The sequence below is a fragment of the Rossellomorea vietnamensis NBRC 101237 genome (assembly GCF_001591825.1).
GTDB classification, from domain to species: Bacteria; Bacillota; Bacilli; order Bacillales; family Bacillaceae_B; genus Rossellomorea; species Rossellomorea vietnamensis.
The window spans coordinates 1-18,220 of record NZ_BCVQ01000021.1 but is presented as its reverse complement, the minus strand read 5'-3'; the positions used below and the strand labels follow the sequence as shown (position 1 = coordinate 18,220).

18 protein-coding genes and 1 riboswitch are annotated in these 18,220 nt (G+C 46.5%); of the genes, 2 read left to right on the top strand and 16 right to left on the bottom strand.

Translation table 11 applies throughout. The features are described from left to right. Positions 1–26: 26 nt before the first annotated feature. Positions 27–1,766 (bottom strand): adenine deaminase C-terminal domain-containing protein, encoded by a 1,740-nt coding sequence (locus tag BVI01S_RS12315; protein ID WP_061810349.1) that lies wholly within the window; start codon positions 1,764–1,766, stop codon positions 27–29. Positions 1,767–1,891: 125 nt separating this feature from the next. On the opposite strand from BVI01S_RS12315, the gene BVI01S_RS23280 reads away from it, so the two are divergent. Beyond that, on the top strand, positions 1,892–2,344 hold the full coding sequence (locus tag BVI01S_RS23280; RefSeq protein WP_082197432.1) for a YgaP family membrane protein: 453 nt from the start codon (positions 1,892–1,894) through the stop codon (positions 2,342–2,344). A gap of 181 nt (positions 2,345–2,525) precedes the next feature. Then, a complete protein-coding gene (locus BVI01S_RS23275) occupies positions 2,526–2,615 on the top strand; it encodes an EYxxD motif small membrane protein (protein ID WP_330994755.1) in 90 nt (29 codons plus the stop codon). Here BVI01S_RS23275 and purD read toward each other — a convergent pair. From purD to BVI01S_RS12235, 15 genes are all read right to left on the bottom strand, one after another. Then, the gene (gene purD, locus BVI01S_RS12305; protein ID WP_061810375.1) at positions 2,593–3,867 is read right to left on the bottom strand and encodes a phosphoribosylamine--glycine ligase; all 1,275 of its coding nucleotides are present in this window, start codon (positions 3,865–3,867) and stop codon (positions 2,593–2,595) included. The two genes, BVI01S_RS23275 and purD, sit on opposite strands and share 23 nt — an antisense overlap. A gap of 242 nt (positions 3,868–4,109) precedes the next feature. Beyond that, positions 4,110–5,645: a bifunctional phosphoribosylaminoimidazolecarboxamide formyltransferase/IMP cyclohydrolase gene (gene purH, locus BVI01S_RS12300; RefSeq protein ID WP_061810348.1), complete on the bottom strand. Its 1,536-nt coding sequence runs from the start codon at positions 5,643–5,645 to the stop codon at positions 4,110–4,112. A 117-nt stretch (positions 5,646–5,762) separates the two neighbouring features. Next, positions 5,763–6,338 carry a phosphoribosylglycinamide formyltransferase gene (gene purN / locus BVI01S_RS12295; protein WP_061810347.1) on the bottom strand — a complete coding sequence of 192 codons (576 nt, stop codon included), beginning with the start codon at positions 6,336–6,338 and terminating at the stop codon, positions 5,763–5,765. A gap of 36 nt (positions 6,339–6,374) precedes the next feature. After that, positions 6,375–7,403, bottom strand: a complete 1,029-nt coding sequence (purM, locus tag BVI01S_RS12290; RefSeq protein ID WP_061810346.1) for a phosphoribosylformylglycinamidine cyclo-ligase — start codon at positions 7,401–7,403, stop codon at positions 6,375–6,377. 11 nt (positions 7,404–7,414) lie between these two features. Further along, complete coding sequence (gene purF, locus BVI01S_RS12285) at positions 7,415–8,836, bottom strand: amidophosphoribosyltransferase (RefSeq protein WP_061810345.1); 1,422 nt, start codon at positions 8,834–8,836, stop codon at positions 7,415–7,417. Next, positions 8,812–11,046, bottom strand: a complete 2,235-nt coding sequence (gene purL / locus BVI01S_RS12280) for a phosphoribosylformylglycinamidine synthase subunit PurL (protein ID WP_061810344.1) — start codon at positions 11,044–11,046, stop codon at positions 8,812–8,814. Before purL ends, purF begins: the two co-directional genes overlap by 25 nt. After that, on the bottom strand, positions 11,030–11,716 hold the full coding sequence (gene purQ, locus BVI01S_RS12275) for a phosphoribosylformylglycinamidine synthase subunit PurQ (RefSeq protein ID WP_061810343.1): 687 nt from the start codon (positions 11,714–11,716) through the stop codon (positions 11,030–11,032). The genes purL and purQ overlap by 17 nt, the downstream gene beginning before the upstream one ends. Beyond that, a complete protein-coding gene (gene purS, locus BVI01S_RS12270; protein ID WP_034760827.1) occupies positions 11,713–11,967 on the bottom strand; it encodes a phosphoribosylformylglycinamidine synthase subunit PurS in 255 nt (84 codons plus the stop codon). The genes purQ and purS overlap by 4 nt, the downstream gene beginning before the upstream one ends. Then, positions 11,955–12,680: a phosphoribosylaminoimidazolesuccinocarboxamide synthase gene (purC, locus tag BVI01S_RS12265; RefSeq protein ID WP_061810342.1), complete on the bottom strand. Its 726-nt coding sequence runs from the start codon at positions 12,678–12,680 to the stop codon at positions 11,955–11,957. The genes purS and purC overlap by 13 nt, the downstream gene beginning before the upstream one ends. A 108-nt stretch (positions 12,681–12,788) precedes the next feature. Then, positions 12,789–14,084 carry an adenylosuccinate lyase gene (gene purB, locus BVI01S_RS12260; RefSeq protein ID WP_061810341.1) on the bottom strand — a complete coding sequence of 432 codons (1,296 nt, stop codon included), beginning with the start codon at positions 14,082–14,084 and terminating at the stop codon, positions 12,789–12,791. Next, positions 14,081–15,241, bottom strand: coding sequence for a 5-(carboxyamino)imidazole ribonucleotide synthase (purK, locus tag BVI01S_RS12255; protein ID WP_174523031.1), 1,161 nt, complete (start codon positions 15,239–15,241; stop codon positions 14,081–14,083). Before purK ends, purB begins: the two co-directional genes overlap by 4 nt. Beyond that, positions 15,228–15,707 carry a 5-(carboxyamino)imidazole ribonucleotide mutase gene (gene purE, locus BVI01S_RS12250; protein ID WP_061810340.1) on the bottom strand — a complete coding sequence of 160 codons (480 nt, stop codon included), beginning with the start codon at positions 15,705–15,707 and terminating at the stop codon, positions 15,228–15,230. Before purE ends, purK begins: the two co-directional genes overlap by 14 nt. Positions 15,708–15,869: 162 nt before the next feature. After that, a riboswitch (purine riboswitch) is annotated at positions 15,870–15,971 on the bottom strand. Between the two features lie 87 nt (positions 15,972–16,058). After that, positions 16,059–16,259 carry an NETI motif-containing protein gene (locus BVI01S_RS12245; protein ID WP_061810339.1) on the bottom strand — a complete coding sequence of 67 codons (201 nt, stop codon included), beginning with the start codon at positions 16,257–16,259 and terminating at the stop codon, positions 16,059–16,061. Then, positions 16,256–16,786, bottom strand: coding sequence for a DUF2179 domain-containing protein (locus tag BVI01S_RS12240; protein ID WP_439951110.1), 531 nt, complete (start codon positions 16,784–16,786; stop codon positions 16,256–16,258). The genes BVI01S_RS12245 and BVI01S_RS12240 overlap by 4 nt, the downstream gene beginning before the upstream one ends. Before the next feature lie 258 nt (positions 16,787–17,044). Further along, positions 17,045–17,695 carry a peroxiredoxin-like family protein gene (locus tag BVI01S_RS12235; protein ID WP_061810337.1) on the bottom strand — a complete coding sequence of 217 codons (651 nt, stop codon included), beginning with the start codon at positions 17,693–17,695 and terminating at the stop codon, positions 17,045–17,047. Positions 17,696–18,220: the final 525 nt, after the last annotated feature.

Here is an 18,220-nt window from a genome sequence, read left to right as displayed (position 1 = left end):
TTGACACCCCTATTTACTTTACTATTTTAACGCATTATTGTTGGAAAGAGTACCGTTTTCTTCATTACATCATAGATTCCCTTTTGTGTCATCCTTATATAAGGCAGATGAGTGGACTGAAGGAACAGCAATGTATAAATCGGATCAGAGAAGCGGTAGCCCCTCTCTTTTAATAAGTCTTTAAGTGTTTTTTCTTCCTCAATCAGCTCGGGCATTTCCTTCTCTGAAAGCAATCCGCTTAATGGCAGTGGAATCTCGTGCAGGATTTCACCATTCTCTGCAAGAACGATCCCGCCACCGATTTCTTTCATCCTGTTGAAAGCTGCAATCATATCAGGCTTACTTTTTCCAATCAGGATAATGTCCCCTGTATTGGAGTAAGACGATGCAAACCCCATCACACCTTTAGAGAATCCTTTGATCATGGTGCTGATCCTCCAATTGCCATCCCGGTCCAACAACATGAGGAAGGATTGGTCATGATCGGGATCAAGCAATTCCTCTGATGGATTGATGGAAATGGAGTAAGGCTTGGTGATGACATCGTTCACCATTTCGATCCCAAACGGCATGGAGAATTGGAGATCGTCATACCCCACGTCCCAATCCAGGGATAACGGGGTGAACCCGTTAGGTCCCCAATTGATTTCGGTGGGATCTTCCATCTGGTCACCATTTCTACGGACCCAGGTACCCTTTGAAAGCACGGAGACCGGAGTCGGATCATCCTTTGCCGAGAGAAAGTTAATGTTTGCGACCCGGCCTGTAGCGATCATCCCGTGTAGGTGAGTGATATTGTAATAATTGGCAACGTTGTAACTTGCCATATTATAGGCTTCGATAGGCGGTATGCCCTTGTCGATGGCCATTTTGATCATGAAATCCAGGATACCCTGCTCATAAAAGCCCGGTGTCGATCCATCTGTGGTAAAGAGAAGGGAATCGTATGAATCAATGCCTTTTTCTTTTAACCCGTCTAACAGAGCCGGTAAATCCGGCCGGATCGAGGAATGACGCAGTGTGACGGTCAACCCTTGAATCAGGCGCTTGTATACATCCTCACCCGTCATGGCTTCATGGTCGCCATCAATGCCTAATAGGCGGAGCTTGGCAATCGTCTTGTCTGAAGCCCCCGGAAGATGACCTTCCACAATTTTCCCCATCCGTTTGGTTTCCTGCATCCAGTGAAGGATCAGGTCATCTCCTTCAAGAAGCCGCGGCCATGCGGTCAATTCCCCGCCTTGCAGCACCGAATCATGTTCGAGCCACGATTTCACTTCCCCATTCGAGAACGTAACCTCTTCATCGACCATCTCGGTTTGAGAGTCAAAACGGGTCCACCAGTACATCGTGACCGGCATTTTGCTGAACTCCCTCAATAAAGTAAACGCTTTCTTTTTTTCCAATTGTAAAAACATCATCAGGTTATCATTGACGAATGTCGTTGTACCGGTTTGGGATGCATACTTGGAAAAAGATTGGGGATTATAAAGCTGAAACGGGTGTACATGCGGTTCGATATATCCGGGAACGAGGTACTGTGATTCGCAGTCCATCACTTCGCACTCTTCAAGGTTTTCCGGGAGTCGGTCACCAGTATAGACAATCCTGTCCCCGTAAATCCAAATATGTCCCTGCACCCATTTCTTTAACGTCGAGTGAAGGTATGTTGCATTCTTTAAAAGAAGACTGGGAGACAATTCTCCATTCAGTACTTGTACATGTTCTCGCAGTTGTTTGTTCTTCCATCTGTAGCGCTGTTCCAAAGTGAACACTCCTCTAGTGGAATGGTATTAGTTTAAGTTTCAATTTATGTTAACATATTTTACTATTTAACGCATTAAAGGTTTACAACAATTATGTGAATTTTCGATTAAGGAGGAATTTACAAATGAAAGTATCATCAAACATCGGGATCATCAATGCCCTGATCCGCATCACGGTTGGATTTACCATTTTAGCGTGGAGTACATCAAAGCTTGCAAGACGTCCATGGAGGGACTCCTATCTTGTCATGGCCGTAATCGGCGCCATGAAAGTCGGAGAAGGAATCCTGCGTTATTGCCCTGTCACTGCCCTGTTTGAAAAAGGTGGAGATGGTGAAGGCAAGAACGGCGGCTTTGGAGGATTTAAAGCAAAGGATATGATGAACTTCAAAGACATGCTGAAATCCGACAAGAAGGACCACACTGATAATGGGCACCAGCACCAACCAACAAACGAACACACACAAGACCCGACGAAAAACACCAAAAAAGAATCCAACTTCAACCCCGAAGAACTCACCAACCAGGAAGTCCAGGAAGCATTGACGGGTTCTAAAGGGACGGACCTTCATTCTTAAGGGTCTGAAAGGACATATCATCCTGTGAAATGCCGTAACAGCGGGAATCCTGTTGATTGGATCCCTTCAAAAAGGCATGATTGCCGAGGTCCGTCCCTCTTTATAGGACATCCCTCGGCAATTTTGCATCCATATTTCATTAAAGGAGTTGTTTGTATTGTTCTGGGAATATTTAACCGATATGTCGTATGTTCTGTTTTCGTTAATCGGCGGAATCGTCGCCATTGCCTACGTGTATGTCCGTAAATCTAGGAAGAGACGTGTTCGATAGCTTTCCGGCCGATATCTCTTCTATAGAACAAGCCTTTGCACTCTGCTTTAGCTAATTCTTTATAAACGGCTGTTTGCGCTTTTTCTACAGTGGGAGCAGAGGAAGCGACCAGTAACACTCTTCCGCCATTTGAAACAAGGGAACCGTCTTCTGTTAATTCAGTTCCTGCATGATAAACCAGGGTCTTAGGATCAAGTGCGCTATAAATGGCAGGAAGCGGAATGCCTTTGTAGTATTCACCCGGATATCCTTCTGCTGCCAGAACGACCCCTAGAACTGCATCGTCAGACCATTCCAAATCTACCGGTTTTCCATCTATGATGTCTTTGACTACCAGACCGAAATCAGACGCCAGACGAGGAAGGACTACCTGGGTTTCCGGATCTCCAAATCGAGCGTTGAATTCGATCACTTTAGGACCCTCGTTAGTCAGCATCAAGCCGGCATAAAGGATCCCCGTAAACGAACGATTCTCCTCCACCATCGCTTTCGCCGTAGGGTGAAGCACAGTCGAAATGGCTTCTTGCACGACTTCCTCCGAAATATGGGGAACCGGGGAATAAGCCCCCATCCCGCCTGTATTCGGACCTTGATCACCATCAAAGGCACGTTTATGATCCTGGGCGATGACCATTGGATAAACCGACTCACCATTTACGAAAGCCATGAGTGAAAACTCTTCCCCAAATAAGCATTCTTCGACAACGACTTTTGATGAGGCATCCCCGAATTTCTCGTTCAGGAGCATTTCTTCCAGTGCACTGATGGCCTCTTCCTCTGTTTCCGCCACCACAACGCCCTTACCAGCTGCCAGGCCATCAGCCTTCACGACAATCGGGGCACCGGCTTCCTTCACATATTCGATCGCTTTCTCCACGCTTGTGAACACTTCATACGATGCCGTTGGGATATTGTACTTTTTCATTAATTCTTTCGAGAACGATTTGCTTCCTTCTATGATGGCCGCTTCTTTCGTCGGTCCGAATATGTGCAGGTCTTCTTCCTGGAAGCGGTTGACGATTCCCTCAAGCAACGGATTTTCAGGTCCAACAAACGTATATGCTATGTCCTCTTTCTTGGCAAAATCAATCAGTTCACTCACGTCGGATTCAGTGTAAGGGAGATTTGTTGCGACGCTTGCGATCCCTGCGTTCCCGGGTGCACAGAACACCTCTGTCACACTTTCACTTTCCGCAAATTTCCTGCATATGGCATGCTCGCGGCCGCCACGTCCGATCACTAATACTTTCATCTTGAAAAAGCCCCCTTTTTTAAGAAGACCCCTCCTGCGATGGTGTAGATGAGGAGAGGTTCGTATTTGGAATAATTGTACGATCTGTTTTTCAGACCGGGCTATGGCAGGGGAAACATGAGGTCCGTCCCTCACTTCACGCCCCCTGAACCAGCCGACCGGCCTGCAGAACGCTTTACCTATAAGGTTGAATCATTTCTACCATGGGGAGGACGATCAAATCTTGAGGTCCGTCCCTCCCATTAATGTTTGAAGTGGCGGATTCCTGTCATGACCATGGTGATACCGTATTGGTCTGCTTTTTTGATGGAATCTTCGTCACGGATGGAGCCTCCAGGTTGGATGATGGCTGTGATGCCTGCTTTGGCAGCTGCTTCTACGGTGTCGTCCATCGGGAAGAAGGCATCTGATGCCATGGCGGCTCCTTTGGCTTTCACTCCGGCTTGCTCGAGTGCAATGTTTGCAGCACCTACGCGGTTCATTTGACCTGCTCCGACTCCAACGGTCATTTGAGCATTTGTTACCACAATTGCGTTCGACTTCACATGCTTCACGACTTTCCAGCCCAGCTTCATGCTGTCCCATTCCGCTTCCGTTGGTTCACGTTTGGTTACCACTCTCAGATCCGCATCCTCCAGGGTGAACGTGTCATCGGCTTGAACGAGCAACCCGCCTTCTACTGTCGTTAGCTTACGCTCGGTTTTGTTCGTGGTTTCAAATGGTACCGTCAATAAACGGATGTTCTTCTTACCTGAAAGGATCTCGAATGCTTGGTCACTGAACGCAGGAGCGATCACGATCTCAAGGAAGATTTCATGAAGCTGTTTCGCTGTTTCTTCATCTACGATACGATTCAGCGCCACAATCCCTCCGAAGATGGATGTAGAATCCGCTTCATACGCTTTCGAAAACGCTTCGTGGATGGTCGAGCCAACCCCGACACCACACGGATTCATATGCTTCACGGCGACGGCGGCCGGTTCCGTGAATTCTTTTACGATTTGAAGGGCCGCATTGGCATCATTGATATTATTATAGGAAAGTTCTTTTCCGTGAAGCTGTCGAGCCATGGCCACAGAGAATTCAGAGCCAAGTGGTGCACGGTAGAATGAAGCCTGCTGATGCGGATTTTCTCCATAGCGTAGCGTTTGCTTTAATTCATATGTTCTCGTAAAACGTTCGGGGTGCTCTTCACCTGAAATGTCCGTCATGTATTCAGCGATGAATGCATCGTAAGCTGCCGTGTGACGGAACACTTTGGCAGCTAATTTACGTCGTTTTTCAAGAGGTAATTCACCTTGAAGCTTTAACTCGGCAATCACTTCATCATAGTCCAGTGCATCTACTACGACCGTCACGTACTGATGATTTTTTGCAGCTGCCCGCAACATGGTCGGTCCACCGATATCGATGTTCTCAATTGCTTCTTCTACACCGACATTCGGCTTTGAGATGGTCTGTTGGAACGGATAAAGGTTGACACATACGAGGTCGATCCCTTCGATTCCTTGTTCCTGAAGCTGTTTTCGATGGCTTTCTTCACCGCGTTTTGCAAGTAACCCACCGTGGATATTCGGGTGAAGGGTCTTTACGCGACCTTCAAGGATTTCCGGAAACCCCGTCACTTCTTCGACTCCCATGACGTCTACGTCATTTTCTAAAAGGAGCTTCTTCGTTCCGCCAGTCGAAATGATTTCATACCCCAGTGTCTTTAATTCTTTCGCAAATTCGATGACTCCGCTTTTATCTGAAACACTGATCAATGCTCTTTTTTTCAATGTCTGATCCTCCTCTGCCTTATGTACTGCTGATTTTATTTCATTATATTGAAATCAAAGGTCCGTCCCTCACCACTTTATCACACTACTATGATAAAGCAACCACTCTTCCCCTCTTTAGTGACCCGTTGTGAGGAAGAGGTGGTTCAGGGTGCTTGGGTACAGGTGATGTTCAACGTGCTGGATTTTGTCCTGCAGTGACTGCCTGGTTTCGCCAGTTGTGACACGGACGATTTCCTGTGCGATGATTTCACCTGTGTCCATGCCTGCGTCTACGAAATGAACCGTGACGCCGGTGATCTTCACCCCACCTTCGATGGCTTGTCCGATGGCGTCCTTCCCTGGAAAAGAAGGGAGGAGTGACGGATGGATATTGACGATCCTTCCACCGAAGCTTTCAAGAAGCGTTGGACCGATCAATCTCATATACCCTGCTAATACAATAAAATCAACACCCAAATGAGCCAGCTCATTTAGGATTTCCTGTTCAAATGCCTGCTTATTTTCATAGTCTTTTGCCCGAAAGACGAAGGTTGGGATTCCTGCAGTTTGGGCGCGGTGAATGACAAACGCGCCCGGCTGGTCACATACAAGAAGCCTGATATTCGCTTTCAGAGTTCCGCTTTGCACAGCGTCTACCAATGCTTGAAAATTACTTCCGCTTCCTGATGCAAAAATGGCAATCTGTCTCATGACTCGCCCCCGTTATTGACATGCTCATCCTTATTCTCAACGAACAAAGCTAACCCCTGTTCCTTCGGAAACGCGTCCAATGATAAAGGCGTCTTCACCCTGTTCATTGAAGAATCGAAGAATGTCTTCTGCTTGCTCTTCCTCTACAGCTAACACAAATCCAATCCCCATATTGAAAATGTTGTACATTTCACTGCGCGGAATGTCTCCATACTGCTCAAGGGCAGGGTAAATGCTTGGAATATCCCAGCTGCCTTCCTGTATCTCTGCTTGCAAACCTTCTGGCAGCATCCGTGGGATATTTTCAATGAAGCCTCCGCCCGTAATATGGGACATCCCCTTAATGGAGAATTGTTTAAGTGCCGCCAGTACAGGCTTCACGTAAATCTTCGTTGGTGTAAGTAATGCTTCCTTTAATGTGGTCTCGATTTCAGGAATTGATTCTTCCAAAGAAAACGACTGATCTTCGAAGAATACTTTTCTCACTAAGGAGTACCCATTACTGTGTATACCACTGGACCCCAGTCCGACTAACACATTTCCTTCAGAAATTTGTTCGCCTGTGATGATCTCTTTTTTTTCACAGGCACCTACAGCGAAGCCGGCAATATCATATTCTTCGTCTGAATACATACCAGGCATCTCGGCAGTTTCTCCGCCGATCAGCGCGCAGCCCGCCATTTCACATCCGTCCGCAATCCCTTTTACAATACCTTCTATCTTCTCCGGGAGTGCTTTCCCGGTCGCTATATAATCTAAGAAATACAGTGGTTCCGCTCCTTGAACGACAATGTCATTCACGCACATGGCCACACAATCGATCCCGATCGTATCGTGTTTGTCTGCCATGAAGGCAAGCTTCAGCTTCGTTCCGACTCCATCTGTACCCGAGACGAGCACGGGCTCACTCAAGTTCAATGAAGATAAATCGAACATTCCTCCGAAGCTTCCCAATTGACCAAGAACGCCTTCACGGGCCGTTCGTTTCACATGCTTTTTGATCCGGTCGACGGATTCGTATCCCGCTTCGATATCTACTCCTGCCTGTCGATACGCATTTGCCATCATGATTCCCCCTATTTCACTAACTCTTTTTCATGTGGATGAAGTGTATCCGGGTAGATTTCCGTTGGATACTTCCCTGTAAAGCAAGCCATGCATTGACCGCGGTTCTCCGATGAATCATCCCGGCCGATGGCTTTAATCACGCCTTCCGGACTTAAGAATGTCAGCGAGTCCGCACCGATGATCTGACGCATTTCCTCCACTGAGTTGGAAGAGGCGATCAATTCTTCATGAGTGGATGTATCGATGCCGTAGAAGCAAGGGTTCTTGATGGGCGGTGAACTGATACACACATGCACTTCCTTCGCTCCCGCTTCTTTTAGCATGGTGACAATCCGTTTGCTCGTTGTCCCCCGTACGATGGAATCGTCGACCATGACGACACGCTTACCCTCAACGACTCCCCTTACAGGTGAAAGTTTCATCTTCACACCCTGTTCACGAAGGGATTGAGAAGGCTGAATGAACGTACGGCCTACGTAACGATTCTTGATCAGTCCCATTTCATACGGAATCCCTGAAGCTTCCGCATAGCCGATGGCACTTGAGATGCTGGAATCCGGGACACCCGTTACAACATCTGCCTTAATCGGCGCTTCATTCGCCAGTTCCATCCCCATCCGCTTTCTCGCCGAATGGACGTTGATTCCCTGGATATTGCTGTCCGGTCTAGAGAAATATACGTATTCCATCGTACACATCGCATTTCCGCCTGAAAAACTAAACCGTTCTGAGGTCAATCCCTCATCATTGATGATCACAAGCTCCCCCGGCTCGATATCCCGTACAAATTCAGCGCCAACGATATCGAAGGCACATGTTTCAGACGCCACACAGTAAGCATCCCCAAGCTTACCGAGAGATAATGGGCGAAGACCGTGTGGATCCAATGCCACCATCATCTCCGTTTCTGTCATGACGACAAATGCGTAAGCACCCTTCAACATCGTCAGTGCGTTTTTCACGCGATCTTTCAGATTAAAGTACCCGCTTCTTTTAATTAAGTGAGCCAGCACTTCTGTATCCGAGCTTGTTTGAAAAATACTCCCCTGTCCTTCAAGCTGGTGCTTCAAGGCGTTCGCATTGACCAGATTCCCGTTGTGGGCAAGAGCAAGACTACCGCTCTGCGAGTTAAAGAGAAGAGGCTGGACGTTCTCGTAGCCTCCGCCTCCTGCCGTCGCATAGCGCACGTGACCGATGGCCGAATCCCCTTCAAGCTTCTCGATCGTCCCTTCCTGGAACACTTCCGTCACGAGGCCTTCCCCTTTTAGGCAGCGTAACGTGTCGCCGTCAGACACGACGATCCCCGTTCCCTCTTGTCCCCGATGCTGCAGACTATGAAGTCCGTAATACGTAATTTGTGCGGCGTTGGGATGTCCCCATATCCCGAATACGCCGCATTCTTCGTTTAAACCTTTGATTTCAGCAGGCATGGGATCGCTCCTTTCCAAGCTGACTCCAATTCTTCTACACACGATTCTAAAATGACGTCCCCATCTTCTGATGACACCTTGATTAATCCTAAATCGGTCACGTCACCAACGACCTTTGCCTCTGGAACCAGTTTCTCAAACTCAGCCTTGTGTTCCGGTTTCACCGATACGATGAATCTGGATTGAGTTTCACTGAAAAGGTCAGCCACAGTGTTTTCTCCAGAAACCTGGACGCTTGCTCCCAATCCTTTTGTTCCAAAAGTCGATTCTGCAAGAGCGACGGCGAAACCACCTTCAGCGATATCATGGGCAGATGCCACAAGACCTTTTTGGATCGCTTCTAACAGCTGCATTTGACGGCGAAGCTCCGTCTGCAAATCGATCGCAGGTGCCTGCCCGAAGATCTTTCCTTCTGAAAGCTTTTGAAGCTCGCTTCCGCCAAATTCTTCACGGGTTTCCCCGATGACATAAATAGAATCTCCGGCTTCCTTGAAGCTTTGAGTTGTAATATGATCGATGTCCTCAATCAGGCCGACCATTCCGACAACAGGTGTGGGATAAACGGCTGTCCCCATGGATTCGTTATATAAGGATACATTTCCGCCGATAACTGGAGTCGATAGCTCACGACAAGCTTCACTCATCCCTTCAACGGATTTTTCAATCTGCCAGAAGATTTCCGGTTTCTCAGGATTTCCGAAATTCAGGCAGTCTGTGATCGCTAGTGGGATCGCTCCTGAACAAACGATATTACGCGCTGCTTCGGCAACTGCAATCTTCCCTCCAACTTCCGGATCCAGGTACAAATAACGTGAATTACAATCCGTTGTCATGGCAAGGGCTTTTCTCGTACCGCGTACACGCACGACCGCCGCATCAGAACCCGGACTCACTACCGTACTTGTTCTCACCTGGTGATCATATTGATCGTATACCCATTCCTTACTTGCGATGGTCGGCTGCTGTAACAATGCTTTAAGCGTTTCTTTATAATCTTCCACCTTTGGAGCGGGCGTTTCCATTGCCTGAAACTCTTTATAGTAAGCCGCTTCCTGAGAAGGCTTGTGATAAACAGGTGCCTCTTCAGCAAGAGCATCCACCGGTACATCTGCCACAACTTCCCCTTTGTGAAGAAGACGAAGACGCTTATCATCTGTCACCTTCCCGATGGAAACCGCTTCTAAGTCATATTTAGAAAAAAGATCGACAATCTCTTGCTCACGGCCTTTTTCAACGACGATCAACATGCGTTCCTGAGATTCCGACAGCATCATTTCATATGCCGTCATACCTCTTTCACGCTGTGGTACAAGATCAAGATCCATTTCGATTCCGGATCCCGCTTTACTCGCCATTTCCGCTGAAGAACTTGTCAGGCCGGCCGCTCCCATATCCTGAATGCCCACAAGAGCATCGTTCTGAACAAGCTCCAAACACGCTTCAAGTAGTAATTTCTCCATGAATGGGTCTCCCACTTGAACCGCCGGACGCTTCTCTTCCGATCCTTCATTCAGTTCCTCGGATGCGAAAGTCGCTCCGTGAATGCCATCACGACCAGTTTTTGCCCCAACGTACATCACAGTATTCCCGACCCCATGTGCCTGACCTTTTTTAATATCCTTATGATCGATCAACCCGACACACATGGCGTTTACAAGTGGATTTCCTTCATAAGAAGCATCAAATTGAACTTCACCGCCGACCGTCGGGATCCCGATACAGTTACCGTATCCGGCGATACCCGCTACGACTTCTTTAAATAGATACTGAACACGAGGAGAATCCAACTCTCCAAAGCGTAAAGAGTTGAGGAGTGCGACAGGTCTTGCCCCCATCGAGAATACGTCTCGTATAATACCCCCGACACCTGTTGCCGCTCCTTGATAAGGCTCAATCGCTGACGGATGATTGTGACTCTCGATTTTGAACACCACTGCTTGATCATCGCCAATATCAACAATCCCAGCTCCTTCTCCAGGCCCTTGAAGAACACGTTCGCCTGTCGTTGGGAATTTCATCAGTACAGGCTTCGAATTTTTATAGCTGCAATGCTCTGACCACATAACAGAGAAAAGACCGGTCTCTGTGTAGTTCGGTGTTCTTCCAAGGATGTTTTCCACCATTGAAAATTCTTCGTCTGTTAAACCCATCTCACGATAAAGCTGCTCTTCTTTCACTTGCGTTGAAGTTGGTTCAAGCATTAACGACATGTTTTTCCCTCCAGTGTTTCACAATCGATTGAAATAGTTTCTTCCCGTCTTCACTACCTAGTAAAGTATCCATGGCACGTTCCGGATGAGGCATCATCCCAAGGACATTTCCTTGTTTATTGGTGATTCCTGCAATATTCTCAACGCTTCCGTTCGGATTTTCATCCGTATACGTGAACACAATTTGATTGTTTTCTTTCAGTGTGATCATCGTCTCTTCATCACAGAAGTAATTCCCTTCACCGTGGGCAATCGGAATTTGGATCACATCGTTCTTTTCATAGCCATTCGTAAACATCGTCTCATTATTCTCAACGGTTAATGGCACGGTTTTACAAATGAACTTCAAGCTGTCATTCCGGCGCATTGCCCCTGGTAATAACCCTGTTTCCAATAAAACCTGAAATCCGTTGCATACACCCAGAACCGGCTTCCCTTGCTCAGCCGCTTTCACAACCTCTTTCATCACGTTCGAGAAACGGGCAATCGCTCCTGAACGAAGGTAATCCCCGTACGAGAATCCACCTGGTAATAGAATCGCATCATAGTTTTCCAGATTATCAGCATCGTGCCAAACGTAGTCCACTTCCTCACCGATTTCATCCTTGATCGCATGGTACATATCGATGTCACAGTTAGAGCCTGGGAATACAATTACTGCAAACTTCATTGAGCGACACTCTCCTCGATTTCATATCGGTAATCCTCGATGACCGGGTTCGCAAGCAGGCGATGACACATTTCCTCAACCGTCGCTTCCACGTTTTCAACAGATGATGGAAGAGTCAACTCCATATACTTTCCGACGCGCACATCTTCAACACTTTTGAATTCCATTGAATGCAGTGCCTGTTTCACAACACTTCCTTGAGGATCTAATACACTTTCTCTTAATGTGATATAAACCTTTACTTTGTACATAGTTTGTTTCCTCCTAAGCGTTCTAAAATGATTGAGTATACTTCTGTTAAACTCCCAATATCTCTTCTGAAAACATCCTTATCAAGCTTTTGGTTCGTTTCGGCGTCCCACAGACGACATGTATCAGGTGAAATTTCATCCCCTAATAGAATTGTTCCATGACGGTCTTTCCCAAACTCCAATTTGAAATCGACGAGGGTGACTCCCGCTTCTCTAAATATCTCTTGAAGGACTTCATTCACACCGAGTGCCATCTCTCTGATCTCGGCACGTTCTTCCCGAGACGCGATCTCCAGGAAATCAATATGATCATCGGTGATCAGGGGATCTCCAAGATCATCGTCTTTATAGTAAAATTCGATGATCGGCTTTTGAAGGGATGTCCCCTCTTCTTTTCCAAGCCGTTTGGATAAACTTCCTGCAATCACGTTCCGGACCACGACTTCAAGTGGAATGATCCTTACACGTTTGACCAGCTGCTCATCCTCTGAAATCTGTTTAATAAAGTGACTCTGTATTCCTTTTTCGGCAAGCTTTGAAAATAGCAAGCTCGAAATCTTATTATTTAAAACCCCTTTGCCGTCGATATCCGCTTTCTTCTCCCCATTGAAAGCAGTGGCAGAATTCTTATACTGAATCCAGACAACCTCTTCATCATTCGTTTCGAAGATCTGCTTCGCTTTTCCTTCATATAAAAGCGTTCCTTTTTCCATATGAAACCCCCCTGTTCATTGAAAATTTCCAATCTTCAGTCTATATTTTCATAAAAAAAGGAAGGGATTCCGTTAAAAACCCCTGCCTTATTCATTTGTCAGAAGGACTTATACTAAGCCGCAACGTTCAAAGATTGTATCCACATGTTTTAAGTGATAGTTGTAATCGAAACAATCATCAATGTCAGCCGGCGACAGCTTGGACGTGATGGTTGCATCCTCTTCAATGAGGGAGCGGAAGGCCACTTGCTTCTCCCACGCTTCCATTGCTTTCGGTTGAACCGTATCATACGCCTCTTCACGAGTCATCCCTTTATCGATAAGAGCGAGAAGAACACGTTGAGAGTAAATCAAGCCAAGTGTGCGATCCATATTACGCTGCATATTCTCCGGGAAGACCGTCAAGTTCTTGATGATGTTGCCGAAACGGTTCAACATGTAATTAAGGGCGATCGTCGCATCCGGCAGAATCACACGCTCTGCTGAAGAGTGAGAGATATCACGCTCATGCCACAGTGGCACGTTCTCATACGCTGTCAGCATGTATCCTCTGATCACGCGGGCCATCCCCGTCATGTTTTCAGAACCGATCGGGTTACGCTTATGCGGCATCGCTGACGATCCTTTTTGACCTTTTGCGAAGAATTCTTCTACTTCACGCGTCTCACTCTTTTGCAATCCGCGAACCTCAACAGAAAACTTCTCGATCGATGTCGCAATCAGGGCAAGCGTCCCCATGTAATGAGCGTGACGATCACGCTGAAGTGTTTGTGTGGAAACCGGTGCAGGCTTGATGCCTAGTTTTTCGCACACATAAGACTCAACGAATGGATCGATATTGGCATACGTTCCAACCGCACCGGAAATCTTACCGAATTCCACTCCGTCAGCCGCTGCTTTGAATCGTTCCACGTTACGCTTCATCTCTTCGTACCAAAGGGCAAGCTTCAGACCGAATGTAGTCGGCTCCGCATGAACACCGTGCGTACGCCCCATCATGACCGTATGCTTATGCTCAATCGCTTTGTTTTTTAAAATTTCAACGAAGCGTTCCAAGTCTTTTAAAATAATCTCGTTCGCTTGCTTCAGTTGATACGAAAGGGCCGTATCTACAACGTCCGTAGAAGTCAGTCCGTAATGAACCCATTTTCTTTCTTCTCCAAGGGTCTCAGAAACCGCTCTTGTGAAAGCTACGACGTCGTGTCTTGTTTCTTCTTCAATTTCCTTGATGCGGTCCACATTGAAGCCTGCGTTCTCACGGATCTTCGCCACATCCTCTTTCGGAATGTCCCCGATCTCAGCCCATGCTTCACAAGCAAGGATTTCTACTTCAAGCCATGCTTGAAAACGATTTTCCTCTGTCCAAATTGCTCCCATTTCAGGGCGTGTATAACGTTCTATCATACCAGTCGTCCTCCGATCTTTTCTTGCACCTTCCAAATCCCGGCTTCCTTTACGTTCGACATTGTCTCTTCTAACTCATTCGTTAAGATCGTGACATGCCCCATCTTGCGCTTCGGCTTCGGTACACCCTTGCCGTACAGATGGATAAACCAGTCCGGGTGTTTTGGAACAGCCTTCATTATAGGCTCGATATGCTCTCCTAATAGATTAACCATCACAGCGTTCTTTAATAAGGTAGGCTGGACAAGCGGCCAATTACAAACCGCTTTGACGTGCTGGGCGAATTGGGAGAAATCACATGCTTCAATCGAGTAATGGCCGGAATTATGCGGCCTTGGAGCCAGTTCATTGATGTAGATGTCCCCGTCTGCTGTCAGGAACATCTCTATGGCAAGAGTCCCTACAAGATCGAGTGTCTCACTGATTCTCTTCGCCATCTCGATCGCTTTAGCTGCTGTTTCTTCACTCACCCTGGCAGGCGCAATTGTTTCATGCAGGATATTATCAACATGAATGTTTTCCACTACCGGAAAGTTCGTTTGCTGTCCGTCAGGATTACGTGTCACGATCACGGATAGCTCTTTTTCAAAAGGAATCCACTTCTCCAACACACATGGACCGTTCTCCAATAAAGCAGCGGCTTCCTCTATCTCGCCTGCTTCCCGGATCACAAATTGACCCTTCCCGTCATAACCGCCCCTCGTCGTTTTCAAAACCACTGGATAGCCAAGCTTTTCTATATTATCATAGATGTCCTTCTGTTGTTTAATCACAGCATAAGGAGCCACTTCCACACCTGCAAACGTAAGGGCTTCCTTTTCCATGATGCGGTCCTGAGTGATGCGGATCAATTCAGCACCTTGTGGTAAATAAGCTCGCTCAGACAGCCATTTCAGCGCTTCATAGTCGATGTTCTCGAATTCGTATGTAATCACATCGCACTCTTCTGCCAGTCTGTATAACGCGTCATACTGATCGAAGCCTGCCGTGATCACAAGATCGGCAACCTGTGCACATGGTGAGTCAGGCGAAGGATCTAATACAGCCACCCGAAAGCCTCTTGCTTTCGCGTCCAGTGCCATCATCCGGCCAAGCTGTCCGCCGCCGATAATCCCAATCATCTGTCCTGGTAGTATCGTCTTCTTATTCAAGGTCATCACTGCTTTCCATCACTTTTTCCCGTAGCGCTTCCCGTCTATTATCTAATCTTGCTCCCAACTCTGTATCTTCTATCGAAAGGATTTGAACAGCAAGGAGTCCTGCATTCGTAGCTCCCGCTTTCCCGATCGCCACCGTCGCAACCGGTACTCCGCCTGGCATCTGTACGATGGATAACAGTGAATCCATCCCATTCAATGCCTTTGACTGCACCGGAACCCCTATCACAGGCAATGTGGTTTTCGCTGCCACCATCCCCGGTAAATGTGCAGCCCCTCCTGCACCTGCTATGATCACTTTCACTCCTCGGGCTCTAGCCCCTTCTGCAAATTCAAACATATAATCAGGTGTCCTGTGAGCCGATACCACCTGTTTCTCGAATGGAATCTCAAGCTCCTCCAATACCTCACACGCATGCTTCATTGTCTCCCAGTCCGATGTACTTCCCATGATCACTGATATCATAATGGTGACAGGCACCTCCCGCAGTTTACCGAATCTCCGCTAACAAAAAATACCCAGATCAACTGTTCTCTACTTTACTTTGAGAGAAAGCAATTGATCTGGGTATTTTACAGAGAATGGTCCCTTCAATCAGGGTAAGGTCCACACCATGAGATCTGCATCCAGACATCTACTTTCCCTCATAGTCCGACCATTTACGGTAGTCAGGTAGAGACTCATGGGCCATATTCCCATTATTATATGAGGGTATTCGGTTTATTTGTCTCCATCATAACGTGATATGAAGACTCTGTCAACGAATAATCGAACGATAATAAAAGTCTGAAAATTAATGTTCGGGTTTGAAGCGTTTTACTCTTCAATCCTTTTTCCTTCAAAGACAATTGTCTGCCTTATAGGGACATACTCCGTTTTATTTCCTTCTTTCTGTTCTTCAAAAACAGGCTTTTCCATCCGTCTAACCGGCATATAGCCCATTCCCTTCATACGATCGAGGCATTCTGCAATACTCTCGTTTTCCTGCACTTCAAATAATAACTTCTTTTTACTCATTCTTTTAATTTTCCTTTACGTATATTTCGCACGGTCTTCACCCAGAACCCGCCGTGGATCGCTTTCGGTTCATAAGCAATGATGAACACTTTCGGATCAAGCTCTTTAATTGTATCATACAGCTTCATCTCATACTTCCTCGGTGTCAGGATCTGCAAGGCCATACGGTTCCCCTCAAGGCCATTCGCCTCCCAGTTCGTCACACCGTATCCACGTGCACGAAGCTCATTCGGAAGGGCCTTATCATACTCCTTCGTAATCACGTTCACCGTGATATATCCAAGAGCCAGCTTCTCCTCGATCTTCATACCGACAATGACACCAAGACCGTACCCGACTGCATACGCAATCAAGTTCTGGATCTCATTCAGATTGTCCAGCACAAGCCCGAGACCCACCACATAAATGACCACTTCAAACGTACTCACAAACGCTGCAAAATATCGATAGCCCTTCAACGTCAGGATCATTCTTATCGTAAAAAATGATACATACACGATATTAATCAATAAAATAATGATGACCATCATCACACTGTTCTCTAACACCTGGATGCTCCTCTCTACACTACTACTGTAGTATGCTCAAATTAAGTTCCTATTTTACTAGAAAAAACCGAGAATATGAACCACTTCAGAAAGAATTATGAGTAAATATTAGATGACAATTTCTAGAAAAAACGCAGTTCCACACTCCTTGTTTTTCCTATTTGGGGCGGATTAAAACAAAAACGGCTATGTGGCCGCTTTTCATAAGCAGCTACATAGCCGTCCTGGACTGCATTCTTATAAAGCTTTTAACTTCTCAACCACTTCAGAAGGTTCTACACGATCTTTGTAATCGGCTTTCGTATATTCGTACGCAATCGTACCATCCTGCTGAATAATATACGTCGCAGAAACAGGAAGGGTCCAGGAATCACTATCGTTCGCTTTCTCAAGATCGAGTCCCTTTTCTTTGTAGATGTCTACCAAGTATGGAGGAAGTTTGTACACAAGCTTATATTCATCCGCCACTTTATTTCCTTCATCACTCAGAACAAAGTAATCAAGTTCATTTTTTTCTTTAGTAGAAAGGGATGCATCCGGCGTCTGCGGACTGACCGCTACAAGCTCAGCTCCCGCAGCTTTAATGTCCTCCATCAGCTGTTGGTAGGCACGCAGCTCCATGTTGCAATACGGGCACCATCCGCCGCGATAGAAAGTGAGGACCACAGGGCCCTTGTCCAGGATCTCTCTTAATTGAACCACCTTGCCTGTAGCATCGGGTAATGTGAACTCTGGTGCTTTGTCCCCTATGCGGAGACCATTTCCTTCCTCTGAGTTTTCTAGTTCTGTGATTGCTTTCCCCATCTTGTCCTGCATTTCCTGAGGGGTTTTCTCTTTGAACTTAGCGATATATTCGTTGTATTGTTTACGCATGTTTGTTGTTGTCATTTGGATGACCTCCTAATAGGGTTTGAGTTTAGTATAAGGGGGGTGGAATGTGGAGGGAAGGTATGTGCTTGGGGGGATGGGTTGCTTTGGGTGGGGTGGGATTTGGGTTAGATCTGGTTCAAATTGTGAAAAATTGAATAAATAAAGTTTCGATAGGCATTATATTGAATAAATGATAGATTTCTATTCTATTTTTTAAAAATGAGTCTACTTTTCCTTTATATTTGATCCTAGTGGGAACACTTTGGTTGAAATACTTTGATGAGGATGTCAAATTGGTAGAAAGGGTAGCTGTATTAAGAGATTAGTACAGGTATTGATGGAATAGTTGCGTCGTTTTTAAGCCTGATTGCGTCATTTTCGGGATAATTGCGTCATTTTTTCGTTTATTGCGTATTTTACCAAATAATACCTTTCCGGAGACTCATTGCATACCATTTCAAAACAAAACAGAGTAACTCCTAAGAGCTACTCTTTTTCTATTTGCCTGGCGACGTCCTACTCTCACAGGGGGAGCCCCCAACG